Annotated in this window: 18 protein-coding genes and 1 tRNA gene; 8 read left to right on the top strand and 11 right to left on the bottom strand. The window is 73.0% G+C overall.

Annotated elements, in window-relative coordinates:
* Nucleotides 1-12: 12 nt before the first annotated feature.
* From ACIBCJ_RS22685 to hutU, 3 genes are read right to left on the bottom strand one after another with little or no spacing between them, the layout of a single operon-like run.
* On the bottom strand, nt 13-1,386 hold the full coding sequence (locus tag ACIBCJ_RS22685; protein WP_365981479.1) for a formimidoylglutamate deiminase: 1,374 nt from the start codon (nt 1,384-1,386) through the stop codon (nt 13-15).
* Nucleotides 1,383-2,600 (bottom strand): allantoate amidohydrolase, encoded by a 1,218-nt coding sequence (locus tag ACIBCJ_RS22680; protein WP_362502271.1) that lies wholly within the window; start codon nt 2,598-2,600, stop codon nt 1,383-1,385. Before ACIBCJ_RS22680 ends, ACIBCJ_RS22685 begins: the two co-directional genes overlap by 4 nt.
* Nucleotides 2,597-4,321: a urocanate hydratase gene (gene hutU, locus ACIBCJ_RS22675; protein ID WP_365981480.1), complete on the bottom strand. Its 1,725-nt coding sequence runs from the start codon at nt 4,319-4,321 to the stop codon at nt 2,597-2,599. Before hutU ends, ACIBCJ_RS22680 begins: the two co-directional genes overlap by 4 nt.
* Nucleotides 4,322-4,499: 178 nt before the next feature.
* Between hutU and ACIBCJ_RS22670 the strand changes: the two genes are divergently transcribed.
* Nucleotides 4,500-5,876 (top strand): diaminopimelate decarboxylase, encoded by a 1,377-nt coding sequence (locus ACIBCJ_RS22670; protein ID WP_365981508.1) that lies wholly within the window; start codon nt 4,500-4,502, stop codon nt 5,874-5,876.
* 223 nt (nt 5,877-6,099) lie between these two features.
* Here the strand turns inward: ACIBCJ_RS22670 and ACIBCJ_RS22665 are convergent, their stop codons facing one another.
* Nucleotides 6,100-6,687, bottom strand: coding sequence for a hypothetical protein (locus tag ACIBCJ_RS22665; protein ID WP_362097847.1), 588 nt, complete (start codon nt 6,685-6,687; stop codon nt 6,100-6,102).
* Nucleotides 6,688-7,027: 340 nt separating this feature from the next.
* Between ACIBCJ_RS22665 and ACIBCJ_RS22660 the strand changes: the two genes are divergently transcribed.
* Nucleotides 7,028-7,213 (top strand): DUF1918 domain-containing protein, encoded by a 186-nt coding sequence (locus tag ACIBCJ_RS22660; RefSeq protein ID WP_365981481.1) that lies wholly within the window; start codon nt 7,028-7,030, stop codon nt 7,211-7,213.
* A gap of 27 nt (nt 7,214-7,240) precedes the next feature.
* On the opposite strand, the gene ACIBCJ_RS22655 is transcribed toward ACIBCJ_RS22660, so the two are convergent.
* Nucleotides 7,241-8,128 (bottom strand): MurR/RpiR family transcriptional regulator, encoded by an 888-nt coding sequence (locus ACIBCJ_RS22655; protein WP_365981482.1) that lies wholly within the window; start codon nt 8,126-8,128, stop codon nt 7,241-7,243.
* 336 nt (nt 8,129-8,464) lie between these two features.
* Between ACIBCJ_RS22655 and ACIBCJ_RS22650 the strand changes: the two genes are divergently transcribed.
* Nucleotides 8,465-8,887, top strand: coding sequence for a hypothetical protein (locus tag ACIBCJ_RS22650; protein ID WP_365981509.1), 423 nt, complete (start codon nt 8,465-8,467; stop codon nt 8,885-8,887).
* A gap of 405 nt (nt 8,888-9,292) precedes the next feature.
* On the opposite strand, the gene ACIBCJ_RS22645 is transcribed toward ACIBCJ_RS22650, so the two are convergent.
* Entirely contained in the window at nt 9,293-10,678 is a 1,386-nt protein-coding gene (locus ACIBCJ_RS22645) for a cystathionine beta-synthase (RefSeq protein WP_362097843.1), read from the bottom strand.
* Nucleotides 10,679-10,845: 167 nt separating this feature from the next.
* On the opposite strand from ACIBCJ_RS22645, the gene ACIBCJ_RS22640 reads away from it, so the two are divergent.
* The 3 genes from ACIBCJ_RS22640 to ACIBCJ_RS22630 all read left to right on the top strand — a co-directional run bounded on the left by ACIBCJ_RS22640 (nt 10,846) and on the right by ACIBCJ_RS22630 (nt 14,509).
* Nucleotides 10,846-11,868 carry an SGNH/GDSL hydrolase family protein gene (locus ACIBCJ_RS22640; protein ID WP_362097840.1) on the top strand — a complete coding sequence of 341 codons (1,023 nt, stop codon included), beginning with the start codon at nt 10,846-10,848 and terminating at the stop codon, nt 11,866-11,868.
* A 324-nt stretch (nt 11,869-12,192) separates the two neighbouring features.
* On the top strand, nt 12,193-13,413 hold the full coding sequence (locus tag ACIBCJ_RS22635) for an acetyl-CoA C-acetyltransferase (protein WP_133890576.1): 1,221 nt from the start codon (nt 12,193-12,195) through the stop codon (nt 13,411-13,413).
* A 295-nt stretch (nt 13,414-13,708) separates the two neighbouring features.
* The gene (locus ACIBCJ_RS22630) at nt 13,709-14,509 is read left to right on the top strand and encodes a hypothetical protein (protein ID WP_362502282.1); all 801 of its coding nucleotides are present in this window, start codon (nt 13,709-13,711) and stop codon (nt 14,507-14,509) included.
* A gap of 13 nt (nt 14,510-14,522) precedes the next feature.
* Here the strand turns inward: ACIBCJ_RS22630 and ACIBCJ_RS22625 are convergent, their stop codons facing one another.
* Nucleotides 14,523-14,804, bottom strand: a complete 282-nt coding sequence (locus ACIBCJ_RS22625) for a hypothetical protein (RefSeq protein WP_362098043.1) — start codon at nt 14,802-14,804, stop codon at nt 14,523-14,525.
* A 133-nt stretch (nt 14,805-14,937) separates the two neighbouring features.
* Here ACIBCJ_RS22625 and ACIBCJ_RS22620 point away from each other — a divergent pair, with 133 nt between their 5' ends.
* The gene (locus tag ACIBCJ_RS22620; RefSeq protein WP_362097834.1) at nt 14,938-15,168 is read left to right on the top strand and encodes a DUF4287 domain-containing protein; all 231 of its coding nucleotides are present in this window, start codon (nt 14,938-14,940) and stop codon (nt 15,166-15,168) included.
* A gap of 81 nt (nt 15,169-15,249) precedes the next feature.
* On the opposite strand, the gene ACIBCJ_RS22615 is transcribed toward ACIBCJ_RS22620, so the two are convergent.
* The 4 genes from ACIBCJ_RS22615 to ACIBCJ_RS22600 form a co-directional block, all read right to left on the bottom strand.
* A complete protein-coding gene (locus tag ACIBCJ_RS22615) occupies nt 15,250-16,143 on the bottom strand; it encodes a Bax inhibitor-1/YccA family protein (protein WP_133890579.1) in 894 nt (297 codons plus the stop codon).
* Between the two features lie 167 nt (nt 16,144-16,310).
* Nucleotides 16,311-17,495 (bottom strand): 4-hydroxybenzoate 3-monooxygenase, encoded by a 1,185-nt coding sequence (locus ACIBCJ_RS22610; RefSeq protein ID WP_362502285.1) that lies wholly within the window; start codon nt 17,493-17,495, stop codon nt 16,311-16,313.
* Nucleotides 17,496-17,656: 161 nt separating this feature from the next.
* Nucleotides 17,657-18,721: a PP2C family protein-serine/threonine phosphatase gene (locus ACIBCJ_RS22605; RefSeq protein WP_365981483.1), complete on the bottom strand. Its 1,065-nt coding sequence runs from the start codon at nt 18,719-18,721 to the stop codon at nt 17,657-17,659.
* Between the two features lie 122 nt (nt 18,722-18,843).
* Nucleotides 18,844-18,930, bottom strand: a tRNA-Leu gene (locus ACIBCJ_RS22600).
* 406 nt (nt 18,931-19,336) lie between these two features.
* Here ACIBCJ_RS22600 and ACIBCJ_RS22595 point away from each other — a divergent pair.
* Nucleotides 19,337-20,107 (top strand): ABC transporter ATP-binding protein, encoded by a 771-nt coding sequence (locus ACIBCJ_RS22595; protein ID WP_362097824.1) that lies wholly within the window; start codon nt 19,337-19,339, stop codon nt 20,105-20,107.
* Nucleotides 20,108-20,114: the final 7 nt, after the last annotated feature.

Raw genomic sequence — 20,114 nt, 5'->3', positions numbered from 1 at the left:
GGCGGACGGTGTTCAGGCGCGCAGGGCTTCGACGGCCCGCGCGAGGGCCCGCGGCACGTCCGGTACGAGGGTGTGCGCCCCGTCGCGTACGACGTGCCGCCCACCCACGATGGTGTGCCGTACGTCCGCTGCGGACGCGGCGAATACGGCCGTCTCGGCGCCGAGCCTGGGCAGTGGCCCCGCTGTTCTGACCGAGTCCAGCGCGATGGTCGCGAGGTCGGCGCGGGCCCCGGCCTCGATGCGGCCGGTGTCGTCCCAGCCGAGGGCGGCGTGGCCGTCGGCGGTGGCGGCGCGCAGCAGGGCGGCGGCGGTCCAGTGGCCGCGGGTGCGGGTGCGCAGGCGTTCGTTCAGCTCCATGGCGCGCGCCTCTTCCAGCAGGTCGACGACGGCGTGGCTGTCCGAGCCGAGGCAGAGCGGGGAGCCCGCTCGCTGGAGCGCGGCCGCCGGGCCGATGCCGTCGGCGAGGTCCCGTTCCGTGGTGGGGCACATGCAGGTGCCGGTGCGGCTGTCACCGAGGAGTGCGACGTCCTCGTCGGTGAGGTGCGTGTTGTGGACGCCGGTGGTGCGGGGGCCGAGCACGCCGTGGTCGGCCAGCAGCCGGGTGGGGGTGCGTCCGTGGGCCCGCAGGCAGGCGTCGTTCTCGGCCGTCTGCTCGGACAGGTGCACATGCAGCGGGGCCCGCCGCTGCTCGGCCCAGTGCGCCACGGTCGCCAGCTGGTCCGCGGGCACGGCCCGTACGGAGTGGATCGCGGCCCCGATCCGCGCGTGATCCCGGTCCTTGAGAACTGAACAGCGTTCGGCCCAGGCCTCCGCCGTGCCGTCGGAGAAGCGCAGTTGGTGAGGGTTGGGGGGTTCGCCGAAGCCGGAGGACAGGTAGCAGGTGTCGAGGAGGGTGATGCGGACACCGGCCTCGGCGGCGGCCTCGATCAGGGCGTCGCCCATCGCGTTGGGGTCGGCGTAGGGGGTGCCCCCGTGGGCGTGGTGGACGTAGTGGAACTCGCCGACGGTGGTGATGCCGGCCAGCGCCATCTCGGCGTACACCGCGCGGGCGAGATCGAGGTAGGTCTCGGGGGTCAGCCGGTCGGCGACGGAGTACATGACCTCGCGCCAGGTCCAGAAGGTGCCGGAGCCGACCTGGACGGTGCCGCGCAGGGCGCGGTGGAAGGCGTGCGAGTGGGCGTTCGCCAGTCCCGGCAGGGTGAGTCCGCGCAGGATCTCGGCGCCGGGCGGCGGGGTGGTGACGCCCTGGTGGACGGCGGTGATGCGGCCGTCCCGGCCTCCGGGGGAGCCGCCGACGGACACCGTCACGGCGACGTCCGGCTCGACGTGGGTGCCGAGCCAGGCGTGTTCCAGCCAGTAGGTCCGGGTCCGTTCGGTGGGGGTCACGTGCAGGCCAGCCCTTCCAGTACGTCGGCGAGTGCGGTCACCCCGGCCACGCAGTCGTCCTCGGCGGCGTACTCGGCCGGGGAGTGCGAGACGCCGGTGGGGTTGCGCACGAACAGCATGGCGGTCGGGATGCGGTCGGAGAGGATTCCGGCGTCGTGTCCGGCGCCGGTGCCGAGGACGGGGACCCTGAGGTCCGTCCCGGTGCCCAGGATGCGGGCGAGTTCGTCGCGCAGGGCGTGGTCGAACTCGACGACGGGCGTGAAGGACTCGCGGACGACGTCGAGGTCCACGCCGTGGACGGCGGCGTACTCGCGGGCGGCCTTCTCGATGCCGGTCACCACGGTGTCCAGGCTCGCCTGGTCGGCGGCGCGGGAGTCGAGCCAGCCGCGCACCAGGGAGGGGATGGCGTTGACCCCGTTGGGCTCGACGCCGATTTTGCCGAAGGTGGCGACGGCACCGGCGAGTTCGGCCTCGCGGCGGGCGGCGAGGACGGTCTCGGCGTAGGACAGCATCGGGTCGTGACGGTCGGCGAGGCGGGTGGTGCCGGCGTGGTTGGCCTCGCCGCGGAAGTCGAACCGCCAGCGTCCGTGCGGCCAGATGGCGGAGGCGATGCCGATCCGGTCGCCGGAGAGGTCGAGGGCGCGGCCCTGCTCGACGTGGAGTTCGACGAAGGCGCCGATGCGGGCGAGCCGTTCGGGGTCGGGGCCGAGGCTGTCGGGGTCGTACCCGGCGGTCTCCATGGCCTGCGGGAGGGTGATGCCGTCGCCGTCGGTGAGCCGGTGGGCCTGCTCGGCGGTGAGCGCGCCGGCGGTGAGGCGGGAGCCGACGCAGGCGAGGCCGAAGCGGGCGCCCTCCTCGTCGCCGAAGTTGACGATGCCCAGGGGTCTGGTGAACCGCGCTCCCCTGTGGCGCAGTTCGTCCAGAGCGGCGAGGGCGGAGACCACGCCGAGGGGGCCGTCGAAGGCGCCGCCGTCGGGCACGGAGTCCAGGTGGGACCCGGTGACGACGGCGTTCCCGGCGGCCGGGTCGCCGAGCCAGGCCCACTGGTTGCCGTTGCGGTCCGTCTCGTAGGCGAGTCCGCGTGCCTCGGTCTGCTCCCGGAACCAGGTCCGGCAGTCGGTGTCGGCGCCGGTCCAGGCGTAGCGGCGGTAGCCGCCGGAGGCGGAGCTGCGGCCGACCGGCAGCAGCTCCGCCCACATGCTGTGGAAGCTCACGCGCCGTCACCCTCGCGCGTCGCGTCGCCCTCGCCGGTCTCGCCGCCCGCGCGCGTCTCGCCGCCCTCGCCCTCGCGCATCGGCACCCGCACGCCCCGCTCCCCGGCGACCGACTCCGCGATGTCGTACCCGGCGTCGACGTGCCGGATGACGCCCATGCCGGGGTCGTTGGTGAGGACGCGGCGGATCTTCTCCCCGGCGAGCGGGGTGCCGTCGGCGACGGTGACCTGCCCGGCGTGGATCGAGCGGCCCATGCCGACGCCGCCGCCGTGGTGGAGGGAGACCCAGGAGGCGCCGGAGGCCACGTTGACCATGGCGTTGAGCAGCGGCCAGTCGGCGATGGCGTCGGAGCCGTCGAGCATGGCCTCGGTCTCGCGGTACGGCGAGGCGACGGAGCCGCAGTCGAGGTGGTCGCGGCCGATGACGATCGGGGCGGCCAGCTCACCGCTCGCGACCATGTCGTTGAAGCGCTCGCCTGCCTTGTCGCGCTCGCCGTAGCCGAGCCAGCAGATGCGGGCGGGCAGGCCCTGGAAGTGGACCCGCTCCCCCGCCATCTTGATCCAGCGGGCCAGGGACTCGTTCTCGGGGAAGAGGTCGAGGATCGCCTTGTCGGTCTTGGCGATGTCGGAGGCCTCGCCGGACAGGGCGGCCCAGCGGAAGGGGCCCTTGCCCTCGCAGAAGAGCGGGCGGATGTACGCCGGTACGAAGCCCGGGAAGGCGAAGGCCCGGTCGTATCCGGCGAGCTGGGCCTCGCCGCGGATGGAGTTGCCGTAGTCGAAGACCTCGGCGCCGGCGTCCTGGAAGCCGACCATGGCCTCGACGTGCCGGGCCATGGACTCGCGGGCCCGGGTGGTGAAGCCGGCCGGGTCCTTGGCGGCGGCGTCGGCCATGTCCTCGAAGGCGATGCCGGTGGGCAGGTAGGCCAGCGGGTCGTGCGCCGAGGTCTGGTCGGTGACGATGTCGATCGGGGCGCCCATGGCGAGGAGCTGCGGGACCAGCTCGGCGGCGTTGCCGAGGACGCCGATGGACAGCGGCTTGCGCCGGTCGCGGGCCTCGGTGGCCAGCCGGAGGGCGTGGTCGAGGGAGTCGGCCCTCACGTCGAGGTAGCGGTGCTCGATGCGGCGGTCGATGGCGCGCGGGTCGCAGTCGACGCAGATCACGACGCCATCGTTCATGGTGACCGCGAGGGGCTGGGCGCCGCCCATGCCGCCGAGGCCGGCGGTGAGGGTGATGGTCCCGGCGAGGGTGCCGCCGAACTTCTTCGCGGCGACGGCGGCGAAGGTCTCGTAGGTGCCCTGGAGGATGCCCTGGGTGCCGATGTAGATCCAGGAGCCGGCCGTCATCTGCCCGTACATGGTCAGCCCGAGGGCCTCCAGGCGGCGGAACTCCTCCCAGTTGGCCCAGTCGCCGACGAGGTTGGAGTTGGCGATGAGGACGCGCGGGGCCCACTCGTGGGTCTGCATGACGCCGACGGGGCGGCCGGACTGGACGAGCATCGTCTCGTCCTGCTTGAGGGTGCCCAGGGTGCGGACCATGGCGTCGAAGGAGCGCCAGTCGCGGGCCGCCTTGCCGGTGCCGCCGTAGACGACGAGCTTGTCGGGGTGCTCGGCGACCTCGGGGTCGAGGTTGTTCTGCAGCATCCGCAGGGCGGCCTCCTGCTGCCAGCCCAGGGCGCTCGGCGTCGTCCCGCGTGGGGCTCGGACAGTGCGGGGTCCGGACATGGTCTGCCTCCTGGTGGCTTGCTCCCGGCGGATGTTGCTACGGCTATTCATATCCTCGCTTCGTGAATAGAGCTAGTCAACAGGGTCGTGTCCCGCAGGGTGCGCGTGCGAGTGTGGAAGGGACGCGTCAGGGCAGGCGGCGAGGGCAGGGAGGCTTGGCGTGAGCGACGGCACGGACATGAGCGGCGGCACCGGCACGGAGCGGGCGGCGCGGCGGGACGACGCGGTACGGGCGGCCGTGGAGCAGGGGCTGCTGGGACCCGGCACACCGATCGTCGGGCTGCTGGACGTCACCGGCATCCGGGAGTCGGCCGCGGCGCTGCGCTCGGCGTTCGAGGCGGTGACGGCGCCGGGGACACCCGTGCTGCACGCCTTCGCGGTGAAGGCGTCCCCGCTGGTTCCGGTGCTGCGGCTGCTGCACGAGGCGGGCATCGGCGCCGAGGTGGCGAGCCCGGGCGAGCTGGCTCTGGCGCGGGCGGCCGGGGTGCCCGCGGAGCGGACGGTGCTGGACTCGCCCGCCAAGACGCCGGACGAGCTGCGCGAGGCGCTGTCGCTGGGCATCGCCCTCAACGCGGACAATCCTCAGGAGCTGGAGCGCCTCGACGCTCTGGTGAAATCCGCCCCGGGCACCTCCTCACCGCTGGGCATCCGGGTGAACCCACAGGTCGGCGGCGGTTCCATCGAAGCGCTCTCGACCGCGACGGCGACCTCGAAGTTCGGGGTGGCCCTCCGCGACGAGGGAGCGCGCGAGTGGGTGGTGCGGGCGTACCTGGACCGGCCGTGGCTGACCCGCCTGCACGCGCACACCGGGTCCCAGGGCATCCCGCTGCCCCTGATGGCCGAGGGCGTCCGGGAGACGTACGCGCTCGCCGAGGAGATCAACGAGCGGGCGGGCCGCACCCAGGTCGACACGCTCGACATCGGCGGCGGCCTCCCGGTGAACTTCGCGTCGGACGGGACGGCACCGACGTACGCCGAGTACGCGCGCCTGCTGAGCGAGACGGTGCCGGGGCTGTTCGACGGGCGGTACGGGCTGGTCACCGAGTTCGGCCGGTCGCTGCTGGCCAAGCACGGCACGGTCGTCGCGCGGGTGGAGTACGCCAAGAGCGCCGGGGGGCGGCCGGTCGCGGTGACGCACGCGGGCGTGCAGGTCGCGACGCGGACGGTGTACGCGCCGGGGGCGTGGCCGCTGCGGATCGCCGCGTACGACGGCAAGGGGCGGCCGAAGGAGGGGCCCGACGTGGTGCAGGACGTGGCCGGCCCGGCCTGCTTCGCGGGCGACCTGCTGGCCGTGGGCCGGGCGATGCCGCTGCTGGAGCAGGGGGACTACGCGGCGGCGCTGGACACGGGGGCGTACTACTTCGCGCACCACTACGCGTACAACTCGCTGGCGCGGCCCGCGGTGTACGGGTTCGCCGGGGGCGGGGAGGCGGGCGTCACCTTCGCCGCGGTGCGCAGGGCGCAGGCGGTCGAGGAGATCGTGGCCGAGGCGGGAGGGGAGTACGCCGACTCGCTGACCGGGGGCCTTCTCCGGGGCCGTGGAGGCGCTTCGTAGGCCGCGGCAGGCCGCGCGCGACGGGGTGCTTCGGGAGGCGCGCGCCGTGGGTGCTTCGTAAGCCGGGCGCGCCGTGGCCGCTTCGTAAGCCGGGCGCGCCATGGGTGCTTCGTGGGCCGGGCGCGCGCCATGGTCGCTTCGTAGGCCGGGCGCCGTGGCTCACGGCGCCCGGCTGGTGCGGCCGGGCCGTGCCACGGCCCCGCGCCCCGGCCGCCGACCGGCGTCAGACCGCCGCCACCGTCTTCCGCCTCGCCCCGCCCGGCGCCGCGTCGCCCGCCGCGATGCCGGTGCTGCGGTAGGCCTTCACCGCCTTGCCGGCGGGGCGGCCGGCGTTGCCGGAGAGCCAGTCCACGCGGACCCACAGCAGGGCGTCGCCGGACTGTTCGCGACGGCCGAGCCAGGCCGACTTGAGCCACAGCCCGGCGCCGCAGCCGGCCAGCAGCATGCCGCCCGCCGCGGGGACGGCGAAGGCGCTCCCGAGAGCGGCGAGGAAGGCGAGGAGCAGCCACCAGCGGTGACCCCGGCGCCAGTTGCGTACGGTGACGCCGCGGTCCTGGAGCACGTCGTGCTTGCCCGCGCGGGCGGCCGAACCGGCCAGGGCGGTGTAGCGCCGCCGGCGCACCCACGCCACGACGGACGTGGCGACGATGAAGAGCGCAGCACCCGCCAACACCCCGATCCGGCGTCCCGTCAGTCCCGGCACCAGCACGCCGATGCCCGCCGCGAACACGCCCAGCCACCACAGGGGTGCGGCGCCCGCCCGTACGACGACGGCCACCCGAGCCAGCCCCACCTGTCCTCCGCGCGCCACGTCCTGCCTCCTCTTCCGTGCCGACCCGTGCGACGCGTCCCGTGCGATGCGCCTGTGCGACGCGTCCGAAGGGTGTGTCAGGCGCCGCACTGTAACGGGGCAAGCTGAGACGAATCTGAGAGGCCGTCCGCCGACCGGGGCACGAGACTAGGCGTGGCCGGTAGGTCGCTCACGCGGTAGACCGCCGTCACTCACCCGGGCGAGTTCTGACCCGCACCACCAGGCGACGGGCGTTGAAGCCCCGCATGCTGATGGAGCCCCCACGTACCTTGCGGGCGGACGAGCGCCCGCTCTCCCCTGGCACGGTCCGACAACGCGACCCAAGAACGGAGCCCGACTCATGCAAGCAACTGTCGGCGACAGAATCCGAATGCGCAGCCACTCGGGCGCCTCAGCGGACGGTGAGATCGTCGAGGTGAAAGGGCAGAACGGCGAACCGCCGTACCTGGTGATGTTCGATGACGGTCACCAAAGCCTGATTTACCCCGGACCCAACTCCGACTGTGAAATCAATCCCGAGGCTTGAAGATCGACCGGACACGCCCTGGACGGGTCAGTCCACGAAGAGCCCCCGTGCCACGGCCTTGGCGTCGAACTCCTCAAGCCGGGCCTGCGCGTCGGGCAGGTCGTCGCACATCGCCTCCAGCAGCATCCGGCCGAGCAGCATCGGCGCACAGGCGGTGTCGAAGGCGAGGCCGGTGCCGACGGCGGCGGGCAGCAGCAGGTCGGACACCTTGGCGACCGGCGCGAAGGCGGAGTCGGCGACGGTCACCACCGTGAGCCCCGCTTCCTTGGCATGGGCGAGCGCTTCGACGACCTCGCGCGGGTGCCGGGGCAGGGCGAAGCAGAGCAGGGTGCCCGCCCCGGCGCGGACGGCGGCGTCGATGCGGTCGCGGAGCATCGTGCCGCCCTCGCCCAGCAGCCGGACGTCCGGGTGGACCTTGGCGGCGAAGTAGGCGAAGCCGTGCGCCTGGGCGGCGGCGGCCCGCAGCCCGAGCACCGGCAGCGGCCGGCTCCCGGCGAGCAGACGGCCCGCCTCCCGCACCGGTCCCGGGTCCGCCAGCACCTCCGCGAGGTGCCGCAGGTTCTCGATCTCGGCCGCCACGGCCTGCTGGTACTCGTTGACGGTGCCGGTGTCCGCGACCGGTTCCGCGGGGGCGACCTCGCGCAGGTGACGGCGCAGGGCCGGATAGCCGTCGAAGCCCAGGGCGACGGCGAAGCGGGTCACGGACGGCTGGCTGACCCCGGCCAGTTCGGCCAGCTCCACGCTGGACAGGAAGGGCACGTCGGACGCGCGGCGCACCATGCTGTGCGCGATGCGCCGCTGGGTGGGTGTCAGCCGGTGCCCCTCGAACAGAGTTTGCAGCCGTGCGGCCGGGCTGTCGGCCGCGCCGCCACCGGCCGCCCCGTTCGTTCCGCCGCTCCCGCCAGTCCCGTTCACGACATGGCCCCCTTGACCTATTCACTCACCCCGACTCCTGCATACCGTTATACAGGCCGTCGGCGGACCCCCGCACCGGGCCGAGTCGGCCGGCGCCGGTGAGGAGCCGTTCGGCGGGCGACCGCGTCCGGGGGTCGCTGATGATCGACCGGGCCTCCGACGCGCCCTGGCCCGCCGCGAGGGCCGGTGACGATCCGCGTCGCGGGGGCGGGGGCCCCGGTGGGCCCCGGAACCGCGCCGCGGAGGCCGGTGCCACCGGCCGGCCCCCGCCGGAAACGGGGGCTGTCCCCAGTGCCGGGGCCGCCCCGGCTGCCTACGGTGAGGGCCATGACGGGAATGGACGCGCACGACGCCGACCTCAAGAGGGAACTCGACGCCACCCTGCGCACCCGCAGGGAACTGGGTGAGGAGTACGAGTCCGCGCTGGTCGACTCGTTCCTGGAGAAGGTCGACCAGCGCATCGACGGCGCGGTGGAGCGCCGGGTGCGCCGGCAACTTGCCGAGCAGCAGATGACGGCGGCCCGCGACAGCCGGTCGCCGAGGCCCACGGACTCCTTCGGCGAGCGGTTCGGCTTCGGCATCGTCTCGCTGGTGCTCGCGGTCCCGCTGTCCGCGATCGGCGGCGGGGTGGCGGACCTCTCGGGGATGCTGGTCGCCTGGGCCGGCATCGTCGGGGTCAACGTCGTCCAGGCGGCCCGGACCAACCCGGAGCTGTTCGGCCGCCGCCGTGCGAGCAGGGCCGAAGCCTGGGAGGACTGAACCGGGGAGGACTGAGCCGGGAGGACCGGCCCGGGGACAGGCCGCGAGCCGGCCGCGAGCGAAAGACGCGAGCGAAAGAACTGCGCGGGGACCGCCGCACCCCCAGCGCTGGGGGGCGGGACGACGGCGGTCCCCGCGGGGGACGCGCGGTACCGGCCTCACGACCGGGCGGCGCGCCCGTGGCGTCCTTGGAGGTCCGGGAGCCGCTCCGGAAGGTCCGTGACGCCGTTCGGCGCCGGCGGGACGGGGAGTCTCCTCCCGGGCTCGACGCCCGGGAGCCGCGCCCCCCTGCCCTGCCGACACCGCATACTCTGCCGGTCCCGTGTTAAGCGACTGCTGCGCGCACGTGACGTGCGCGTACCACTTCCGCGAAGTCCACGAAGATCGGCAACCGGCCGTCGGCCGTTACTTGCCCCGGGCGAGGAAGGACAGCAGGTCCTGCCGGCTCACCACACCGGTCGGCTTGCCCTCGACGAGGACGATCGCCGCGTCGGCGCCGCCGAGCACCGACATCAGGTCCGCGACCGGCTCGCCGGAGCCGACCTGGGGCAGGGGGGCGGACATGTGCTTCTCCAGCGGGTCCTCCAGCGAGGCGCGCTGGGTGAACAGCGCGTCCAGCAGCTCGCGCTCCACGACCGAGCCGACGACCTCGGCGGCCATCACGTCCGGGTGGCCGGCGCCGGGCTTGACGATCGGCATCTGCGAGACGCCGTACTCGCGCAGCACCTCGATGGCCTCGCCGACGGTCTCGTCCGGGTGCATGTGGACGAGGGAGGGGATGTGGCCGCCCTCCTTGTGGTTCAGGACCTCGGCGACGCGGGCGCTGGGGCCGGCGTCCTCCAGGAAGCCGTAGTCGGCCATCCACTCGTCGTTGAAGATCTTGCTGAGGTAGCCGCGCCCGCTGTCCGGCAGCAGGACCACGACCACGTCGTCCTCGCCGAGCCGGGCCGCGACCTCCAGGGCCGCGACGACCGCCATGCCGCAGGAGCCGCCCACCAGCAGACCCTCCTCCTTGGCGAGGCGGCGGGTCATCTGGAAGGAGTCCTTGTCGGAGACGGCGACGATCTCGTCCGCGACCTCACGGTCGTACGCCGTCGGCCAGAAGTCCTCACCGACGCCCTCGACCAGGTACGGGCGCCCGGAGCCGCCGGAGTAGACGGAGCCCTCGGGGTCGGCGCCGATCACCCTCACCGCGCCGTCACTGGCGTCCTTCAGGTACCGGCCGGTGCCGGAGATGGTGCCGCCGGTGCCGACGCCGGTCACGAAGTGGGTGATCTTCCCCTCGGTCTGCTCCCACAGCTCGGGGCCGGTGGAGTGGTAGTGGGAGAGGGGGTTGTTCGGGTTGGAGTACTGGTCCGGCTTCCAGGCGCCCGGCGTCTCGCGGACCAGCCGGTCGGAGACGTTGTAGTAGGAGTCGGGGTGCTCGGGGTCGACCGCGGTCGGGCAGACGACGACCTCGGCGCCGTACGCGCGCAGCACGTTGATCTTGTCGGTGGACACCTTGTCAGGGCAGACGAAGATGCACTTGTAGCCCTTCTGCTGGGCCACGATGGCCAGGCCCACGCCCGTGTTGCCGCTGGTCGGCTCGACGATCGTGCCGCCCGGCTGCAGCTCTCCGCTCTTCTCGGCGGCCTCGATCATGCGCAGGGCGATGCGGTCCTTCACCGAGCCGCCCGGGTTGAAGTACTCCACCTTGGCCAGGACGGTGGCCCTGATCCCCTTGGTCACGCTGTTGAGCCGCACCAGCGGGGTGTTGCCGACGAGGCTGATCATCGAGTCGTGGAATTGCACCGTGGTCTCCGGATGCCGCAAATGAGGGGTCGATATCGGTCCTGCCAGCCTATGGCCTGGCGGCCCGGGCATGCCCCGTCACGGTCGTTCACCCTGCGTTGAGATTGGGCGACCGTCCGTACGGGGCAAGGAGTGGGTGTACGGGTTTCGGGAGGTGGCGGCGACGCATGACGAGCATGTCGAGGGCGAGGGTGGCCCGGCGGATCGCGGCCGGCGCGGCGTACGGCGGCGGCGGCATCGGGCTGGCCGGCGCGGCGGCGGTCGGGCTGGTGGTGGCGGAGGTGCAGCTGGCCAGGCGCCGGGTGGGCGTGGGCACGCCCACCCGGGTGCCGAACGCGCAGGGGTTGTACGGCGGCACCCTGCCCACGGCCGGTGAGCCGCCGCTGCGGCTGACGATGCTGGGCGACTCCACCGCCGCCGGGCAGGGCGTCCACCGGGCCGGGCAGACGCCGGGCGCCCTGTTGGCGTCGGGGCTCGCGGCGGTGGCGGAGCGGCCGGTGCGGCTGGGGTCGGTCGCCCTGCCGGGGGCGTGCTCGGACGACCTGGACCGGCAGGTGACGCTGGCGCTCGCGGATCCGGACCGGGTGCCCGACATCTGCGTGATCATGGTCGGCGCCAACGACGTCACCCACCGGATGCCGCCGACCCGCTCGGTGCGGCACCTGGCCGGCGCGGTACGGCGGCTGCGCACGGCCGGCGCGGAGGTGGTGGTCGGCACCTGCCCCGACCTGGGCACGATCGAGCGGGTGCGGCAGCCGCTGCGCTGGCTGGCCCGGCGCGCCTCGCGGCAGCTGGCGGCGGCGCAGACCATCGGGGTCGTCGAGCAGGGCGGGCGCACGGTGTCGCTGGGCGACCTGCTGGGCCCGGAGTTCGCGCAGAATCCGCGGGAGCTGTTCGGGCCGGACAACTACCACCCCTCGGCGGAGGGGTACGCCACGGCCGCGATGGCGGTCCTGCCGTCGGTGTGCGCCGCGCTCGGCCTGTGGCCGGCCGACGAGGAGCACCCGGACGCGCTGCGGCGCGAGGGCTTCCTGCCGGTGGCCCGGGCGGCGGCGGAGGCGGCGTCCGAGGCGGGCACGGAGGTCGCCGCGGCGATGCCCTCGGGGCCGCGGGGGCCTTGGGCGCTGCTGAAGCGGAGGAGGCGGCGCCGGGTGTCGGAGGCGGAACCGACCAGCCCGTCCGGCGTTTGAGGACGAGGCCGTCCAGGCCGAAGGGGGGTCCGGGAGCGCAGCCTCCCGCCCCTCCCCCACCCACCAATGCACGCCGCCCGCCCTCACCAGCCCGTCCGGCGTATGAGGACGAGGCCGTGCGGGACGAAGGGGGTCTGGGGGCGCGGCCCCCTGGGAGGCCCACAGCGCCCGGCACGGGGACACCGCCCCACCGCCGGAGGCAAAAGCAAGCGCTTAGACACTTGCGGTCCATGTCACATGCCCAGAGCCGTGACCCGGGCCATACGGCCGGGTAACTTCCCAACCAGCGCTGCCCGCCCGTACCGCCTCGCCACTGGAGCCGTGATGCCCGAAGCCGTGATCGTCTCAGCCGCCCGTTCCCCCATCGGCCGCGCCTTCAAGGGCTCCCTGAAGGACCTGCGCCCCGACGACCTGGCCGCCACGATCATCCAGGCGGCCCTCGCCAAGGTCCCCGAGCTGGACCCGCGGGACATCGACGACCTGATGCTGGGCTGCGGCCTGCCCGGCGGCGAGCAGGGCAACAACCTCGGCCGGATCGTCGCCGTCGAGATGGGCATGGACCACCTGCCCGGCTGCACCGTCACCCGGTACTGCTCCTCGTCCCTGCAGACCTCCCGCATGGCCCTGCACGCCATCAAGGCCGGTGAGGGCGACGTCTTCATCTCGGCCGGTGTCGAGATGGTCTCCCGGTTCGCCAAGGGCAACTCCGACAGCCTGCCGGACACGCACAACCCGCTGTTCGCCGAGGCCGAGGCCCGCACCGCCGAGGTCGCCCAGCAGGAGGGCACCACCTGGCACGACCCGCGCGAGGACGGCCTCGTGCCCGACCCGTACATCGCGATGGGCCAGACGGCCGAGAACCTCGCCCGCGCCAAGGGCATCACCCGGCAGGACATGGACGAGTTCGGCGTCCGGTCCCAGAACCTCGCCGAGGAGGCCATCAAGAACGGCTTCTGGGAGCGCGAGATCACCCCGGTCACGCTGCCCGACGGCACGGTCGTCTCCAAGGACGACGGCCCCCGCGCCGGCGTCACCCTGGAGGGCGTGCAGGGCCTCAAGCCCGTCTTCCGCCCCGACGGCCTGGTCACCGCCGGCAACTGCTGCCCGCTCAACGACGGCGCCGCCGCCCTGGTGATCATGAGCGACACCAAGGCCCGCGAGCTGGGCCTGACCCCGCTCGCCCGCATCGTCTCCACCGGCGTCTCCGGCCTCTCCCCCGAGATCATGGGCCTCGGCCCGGTCGAGGCGAGCAAGCAGGCGCTGTCCCGCGCCGGGCTCGGCATCGGCGACATCGACCTGGTCGAGATCAACGAGGCGTTCGCCGCGCAGGTCATCCCCTCCTACCGTGACCTCGGCATCCCGCTGGAGAAGCTGAACGTCAACGGCGGCGCCATCGCGGTGGGCCACCCCTTCGGCATGACCGGCGCCCGCATCACCGGCACGCTGATCAACTCCCTCCAGACGCACGACAAGCAGTTCGGCCTGGAGACCATGTGCGTCGGCGGCGGTCAGGGCATGGCCATGGTCATCGAGCGCCTGAGCTGACACCCCGCCGGGGATCACTGAGGGACCGTCAGTAGCGCCTGCCGGACCCAGCGTGACGAGACGGCCCGGAACCCTGTGCACCCCGGGGTTCCGGGCCGTTTTGTGACCCAAACTCGCCCAGGATGTGACCTACGTCTCCTGATCCCCCGATTTTCGCAGGTCAGCCCGGTGACACCCCCATCGTCCGGGCCCAAAGTCCTGTCCGTTTCGTGACGTTGTGCACTGACAGACGGATAGTCCTCCCTTCAAGCTGAGGTAGGAAGTCGGGGGTCGACCTTGAACCGGGAGTACGTCAGTGAGCGCCATGCCGATCGCCCTGCTGCTCACCACGGCCGCCACCGGCGCCGTGGGCGTCGCCGTCCTGCGCAGCGTCATGGTGCTGCGCCGGCAGGTGAGCGCCCTGCGCGCCGAGCTGGCCGAGAGCCGGGCCAACGCCACGCGGGGCCGGGTGCCCGCCGCCCGTACCACCGCCGACGCCGAGGAGATACGCGCCGCCGTCGCGGAGGCGCTCGCCGAGGAGCGTGAGCGGGAACTCGCCGAGGCGCGGGCCTTCTGGGCCGCCCAGGAGACCCGGGACGCCTCCGACGCGCCACTGCTGCTCGGTCTGTCCGACAGTGAGCTGTTCCTGCCCCGCCAGGCGGACCTCGTGGGCCTGGAGCCCGTGGTCGAGCCGGTCGCGGACAGCGACGAGCCGACTGCGCAGGAGGCGGGGCCGCGGGAGTCCGCCGAGCTGGCCGCCGCCCGCCGCCGGCACCCCTCGCACCCGGACTTCGTACCGAACCCGTCCCCGGCCGGGAACGACCACGACCGCACGGTGGCCGCCCTGGAGGAGCTGGCGGGGTCGAGCGTCGCGCTGGCGGACGTCCGGCCGGGGCCGCTGGGCACGCTCGACGTGTACGTCTTCGCCGACGGCACCACCCTGTGCATGACCCCCGGCCACCGCGAGACGGCCGAGCGCCTGGCCGCCGCGCTGGGCGCCGGCCAGACGCCGTACCTGCTCGGCGGCTCCGGGATCTCCGGCGCCTACACGCTGACCTTCGCCTGCGGCGAGGAGACCGTGTACATCCTGGCGGACCGCGTCATCGCGTCCCTGTAGTCACCCGGTCGCGTCAGACCCCGGCCCGCTTGCGGGCCTCCTCCACCAGCGCCGCCGCTTCCTCCACCTGGCTCTCGTCCTCCAGGACGAGGGCCAAGTCGTGTGCGGCGACGGCGATCTGGTCGGCCGCGGCGAACATGCCCGCGTCCGGCATCTCACGGGGCTCGGTTCCGGGCTCCTCCACCGACTGGGCGCGCCGGGCCAACTCCCTGGCCAGCTCCAGCGCCTCGGCGGCGGCGCCGCGTTGCAGCCGGCTCTGCGGGGCGGCCCGCAGCCGGTCGGCGAAGTCGTCCACGGCACGGGTCAAGGGCGTCGTATCAACCACGGCGTGAGCGTACGCGGCCGTCCGGGACTGTTGCCAACGGGCGCACGCTCGGGCACGGTGACCTGAAGGACCGGCTCACATCCCCTTTCGCCCGGAGGCGCCGATGTCCCACGTCTTCTCCGAGGAGACCCATCGCAATCTGCTCGCCCGCATTCCCCAGTGCACCGGCCGTGAGATCTCCGACTGGCTGCGTGCCGTCGAGGACGGACCCTCCCTCTTCCGGTTCGAGGAAAAGGTCAGCTGGCTCCGCCACGAACACAACCTCGCGTACGGCCACGCGAAGGCCATCGTCCACGAATACGACCTGAGAAGGGCCGCGCGCAAACTGCGGTGAGCGGGGCCCGGCCTCATGACGACGAAGGGCCCCGGGCGTGAAGCCCGGGGCCCTTCAGCTGCGTGGTGCTGCTCGGTCCTGCTAGTCGTTGCTGTTCAGGATCGCGATGAGCCGCAGGAACTCCAGGTAGATCCAGACCAGCGTCAGCGTGAGGCCGAACGCGGCGAACCAGGCCTCCTCGCGCGGGGCGCCGTAGGCGAGCCCGTCCTCGACCTGCTTGAAGTCGAGGGCCAGGAAGCAGGCGCCGAGGATGACGCCGATGACGCCGAAGACGACACCGAGCGCACCGCTGCGGAAGCCGAGGCCGTCACCGCCGCCGAAGACGGCGAACAGCAGGTTCACCATCATCAGCAGGACGAAGCCGAGCGCGGCCGCCATCACGAAGCCGTAGAAGCGTCGGTTGACGCGGATCCAGCCCGCCTTGTAGGCGACCAGCACGCCGGCGAAGACCGCCATCGTGCCGATCACGGCCTGCATGGCCGCGCCGTCCGCGATGCGGTTGTCGACGACGCTGGAGACGACGCCGAGGAAGACACCCTCGAACGCCGCGTACGACAGGATCAGCGCCGGCGTGGGCTTGCGCTTGAAGGACTGGACGAGCGCCAGGACCATGCCGATCAGCGCGGCACCGATACCGATGCCGTACGAGCGGCTGATGTTGGCGTCGTCCACCGGCAGCAGCGCCCATGCGAGCGCGGCGGTCACCACGAGCACGCCGAGCGTGCTCGCCGTGCGGACGACGACGTCGTCCATCGTCATCCGGCCGGTGGTGGCGGGCGCCTGCGGCGGCGCGCCGTACTGAAGGTCCTGCTGCGCGTACGGGTTCTGCGCGTACGGGTTGCCGGCGGGCTGCGCGTACGGGTTGCCCTGCGTGGCGACGGCGGGTCCCCCGGCCTGCGGCGCGGCGTTGAAGCCCGCGTAGCCGTTGTCGCGGCTGAACCCCCGTCGCGAGAAGACCGGGTTTCTGCTCCTCATTTCACTCCTCCATGGCCACACGGCGCAGCCTTGGCTCAAGAGTAATAGAACGGCAAAGGAATGACCCTACTGCTTGGGGAGGATCTTTCCCTCGACTTGCGGCTCAACACGCTACGCCGATCAGTGATTCCCTTCACGGCCGGGGCCGTGCGGGCCGCGGGCCGCGCTCACCCGACCGGGAACCCGGTGTAGGCCTCGGCGAGGTCGGTCTCGGCGGCGCGGGAGGAGGTGATCCGGTCGAGGCGGGCCAGCTGGAGGCGGTCCTCGAAGGGCGTGGCGTCGGGGGCCTTGTGCAGCAGTGTCGTCATGTCGTACGAGAACCGCTCGGCCTGCCAGACGCGGCGCAGGCAGGTCGCGGAGTAGGTGTCGAGCAGTTCGTCCGAGCCGGTCGCGGCGCGGTGGGCGAGGGCGCGCGCGAGGGTGACCACGTCGCCGACGGCGAGGTTGAGGCCCTTGGCGCCGGTGGGGGGCACGATGTGCGCGGCGTCGCCGGCCAGGAAGAGACGGCCGTGCCGCATGGGCTCGTGCACGTAGGAGCGCATCGGCGTGACCGACTTCTGGGTGACGGGACCCCGGCGCAGCGTCCAGTCGTCGTCGGTCTCCAGGCGGCGCTCCAGCTCGTCCCAGATCTCCTCGTCGCTCCAGCTGTCGGCGTCCGTGTCGGCGGGGACCTGGAGGTAGAGGCGGGAGACGGACGGGGAGCGCATGGACAGCAGGGCGAAGCCGCGGTCGTGGCGGGCGTAGACCAGCTCGTCGTGCGAGGGCGCGACGTCGGCGAGGATGCCGAGCCAGCCGAAGGGGTACGTCCGCTCGAAGGTCCGCCCGTCCGGGACGGCCGCCCGGGCCACGCCCCAGAAGCCGTCGCAGCCGACGACGTAGTCGCACTCGAGCACCTCCTCGGTGCCGCCGCCGCTCGCGCCGCCCCGCCGGAAGCGGACGCGCGGCCGGTCCGTCCCGGCGTCCTCCACGGCCAGCGCCTCGGTCTCGAAGAGCAGCGGCCCGCCCGACTCCAGCTGGAGGGCGATGAGGTCCTTGCAGACCTCGGTCTGCGCGTAGACCATGACGGACCTGCCGCCGGTGAGCGCGGGGAAGTCGACGCGGTGGCGGCGCCGGGAGAACCGCAGCTCGATCCCGTCGTGGCGCAGCCCCTCGCGGTCCATCCGCTCCCCGGCCCCGGCCGCGCGCAGCACGTCCACCGTGCCCTGTTCCAGGATTCCGGCGCGCTGCCTGCGTTCGACGTAGGCGCGGTCGCGGCTCTCCAGGACGACCGAGTCGATCCCCGCGTTGTGCAGCAGCCGGGCGAGCAGGAGCCCGGCGGGGCCTGCCCCGATGATGCCGACGGTGGTGCGCATCGGTCGTTCCCTTCGATCGGCGTCGTTGCCGTTGTTCCTTCGTCACACGACGGTGTTCGCGTGGTGAACTTTCCTTCACCCTCACGGTGCACTGAGTTTCTGCTCCCGCCGCGCCGCTGTCAACGGTTCCGGCCCCCGCCCTGACGCGAGGCGGCCGGCGGTCAGGTCCGGGAGGAGGCGGGGCGCACCATCACGACCACGGCGGCGTCGTCGTCCAGCCGGCCGCCGACATGGCGCAGCAGGTCACGCCGCAGGCGGCGGAGGAAGGCCTCGGGGTCGCGGTCGGTCCAGCCGGTGATCCGCTCGGTGAGCGGATAGAAGGCCCCGAAGGGAGCGCGGGCCTCGGTGACCCCGTCGGTGTGCAGCAGCAGAAGGTCGCCGGGTTCGAACCGGAAGCTGTCCGCGCGGTAGTGCGGGTGTGCCAGTTCGCCGAGTCCCAGCGGAGGGGCGGGCCGGGCGGCGTGCATGGTCGTGGGGCGGCCGTCGCGCACGACGACCGGTGGGGGGTGCCCGCAGGCAATCATCTCCACCCGGCCGGTCCGGTCGGGCACGTCCAGGACCAGGGCCGTGATGAAGGTTTCCCCGACGCCGTCCGTCCCGTCCGGCTCCATCAGGTCCCAGCTCACGCTCTTGTCGAGGAAGGCCACCAGGTCGCCGAGGCTCGCCTGGCGGTGGGCCGCGGCCCGGAAGGCGCCGAGCAGCAGCGCGGCGTCGCCCACCGCGGTCATCCCCTTGCCCCGCACGTCGCCGACGATCAGCCGGGTGCCGGTGGCGGTGCGGACCGCCGCGTAGAGGTCGCCGCCGATCCGCGCCTCCTCCTCGGCGGCGAGGTAGAGGGCGGCGGCGCGCAGCGGCCCCAGCGTTCCGGGCAGCGGCGGCAGCACCACCCGCTGGGCGGTCTCGGACACGTACCGGACCTGGGAGAGCTCCCGGGCGCGCCGGTCACGCAGGACGCAGAAGACCACGAGACTCGCCCCCACCAGCACGAGGGCGTAGATCTGTGCCTGGTGATTGGACGAGAAGAGCTCGTCCCGGTCGCGCAGCACTCCGATGGCGGTCTGCGCGGCCACCGCCAGCGCGGCCACCGCTCCCACCGTCCGGGGCCCGCCGAAGGACGCGGTGATCGCCGGGGCGGCGACGAGGAGCGGACCCAGATGGATGTTCGAGGGTGCGAGTACGTCGATCGTGAAGACCGCGACGATCCAGGCGATCGGGACGACGATCATTCCGTGGCCCGCCCGCGCCGACCGGAGAAGTCCTGCGAGGTACCGCGACACACCTACTCTCTACACCGCGCCCGCCCTGCCCGCACCCGCACGGGGCGTCCCCGGTCGGCGGCAGCGCGTGATGGTGCCCGGAGCCGGACTTGAACCGGCACGCCCTCGAAGGGGCAGCGAGGTTTAAGCTCGCCGTGTCTGCATTCCACCATCCGGGCAGGCCATGGGCTCCGCGTCGCGTGCCTTGAGCCTATCGGGACGCCCCTCCCGGCCTCGGACGGGACGATCGATGTTGTCTTATTTTATTGGCGCCTGAGGGGGCATCAGCTACCAGGGCAGGCCATCAGCACATGCCAACAGCCTTGCGTGAGACGGTCCGCGGTGCATGCGGAATGACGGGATTTCACCGTCCCGACAAGGGCGCCCGCCCTGTTCTGGCTCACCCTGTCGTCGGGGTCCGCCCTCATCCGCAGGTATGACACCGGCCCCGGCCGTCCGACCGGAGTCGCCCCCCTGAACCGGAACAGCGGCTGACTACACGGCGCCGCACGGCCGGGACGATGGATGACGTCCCCGCACACACCGTGCCGACCCACCCGCCGTACCGACAGGAGCGCCCTTCCCGTGACCACCGCACCAATCGCCGACCGGTCCACCCTCGTGGCCGCGCGCGCCACGGAGCTTTCCAAGATCTACGGCCAGGGCGAGACCCAGGTGGTCGCCCTGGACCGGGTCTCCATCGACTTCCGGCAGGCCGAGCTCACCGCGATCATGGGCCCCTCCGGTTCCGGCAAGTCCACGCTGATGCACTGCGTCGCCGGCCTCGACACCTTCTCGTCCGGCTCCGTGCGGATCGGCGAGACCGAGCTGGGCTCGCTCAAGGACAAGCAGCTCACCAAGTTGCGCCGGGACAAGATCGGCTTCATCTTCCAGGCGTTCAACCTGCTGCCGACGCTCACCGCGCTGGAGAACATCACCCTCCCGATGGACATCGCGGGCCGCAAGCCCGACAAGCAGTGGCTGGACTCCGTGATCCAGATGGTCGGGCTGTCCGGACGCCTCGGTCACCGGCCCTCCCAGCTCTCCGGCGGACAGCAGCAGCGCGTGGCCGTGGCGCGGGCACTGGCCTCCCGGCCGGAGATCATCTTCGGTGACGAGCCGACCGGAAACCTCGACTCCCGGTCCGGCGCCGAGGTGCTGGGCTTCCTGCGCAACTCGGTGCGGGAGCTGGGCCAGACGGTGGTGATGGTGACGCACGACCCGGTGGCCGCCTCCTACGCGGACCGGGTGGTGTTCCTGGCCGACGGACGCATCGTCGACGAGGTGTACGGGCCGACGGCCGACTCGGTGCTGGACCGCATGAAGCGGTTCGACGCCAAGGGCCGCACCAGCTGATCCCCCG

The organism is Streptomyces sp. NPDC051136 (genome assembly GCF_044455745.1).
In the GTDB taxonomy this organism is placed as follows: Bacteria; Actinomycetota; Actinomycetes; order Streptomycetales; family Streptomycetaceae; genus Streptomyces.
The sequence above is the reverse complement of the archived record's forward strand: the minus strand, read 5'-3'. Positions and strand labels throughout refer to the sequence as shown.

Coding starts and splice junctions, on each gene's coding strand:
- hutU (WP_365981480.1), bottom strand. CDS start 4,321: ATGTCCGGACCCCGCACTGTCCGAGCCCCACGCGGGACGACGCCGAGC.
- ACIBCJ_RS22670 (WP_365981508.1), top strand. CDS start 4,500: ATGAGCGGCGGCACCGGCACGGAGCGGGCGGCGCGGCGGGACGACGCG.
- ACIBCJ_RS22660 (WP_365981481.1), top strand. CDS start 7,028: ATGCAAGCAACTGTCGGCGACAGAATCCGAATGCGCAGCCACTCGGGC.
- ACIBCJ_RS22650 (WP_365981509.1), top strand. CDS start 8,465: ATGGACGCGCACGACGCCGACCTCAAGAGGGAACTCGACGCCACCCTG.
- ACIBCJ_RS22640 (WP_362097840.1), top strand. CDS start 10,846: ATGACGAGCATGTCGAGGGCGAGGGTGGCCCGGCGGATCGCGGCCGGC.
- ACIBCJ_RS22635 (WP_133890576.1), top strand. CDS start 12,193: ATGCCCGAAGCCGTGATCGTCTCAGCCGCCCGTTCCCCCATCGGCCGC.
- ACIBCJ_RS22620 (WP_362097834.1), top strand. CDS start 14,938: ATGTCCCACGTCTTCTCCGAGGAGACCCATCGCAATCTGCTCGCCCGC.
- ACIBCJ_RS22615 (WP_133890579.1), bottom strand. CDS start 16,143: ATGAGGAGCAGAAACCCGGTCTTCTCGCGACGGGGGTTCAGCCGCGAC.
- ACIBCJ_RS22610 (WP_362502285.1), bottom strand. CDS start 17,495: ATGCGCACCACCGTCGGCATCATCGGGGCAGGCCCCGCCGGGCTCCTG.
- ACIBCJ_RS22605 (WP_365981483.1), bottom strand. CDS start 18,721: ATGATCGTCGTCCCGATCGCCTGGATCGTCGCGGTCTTCACGATCGAC.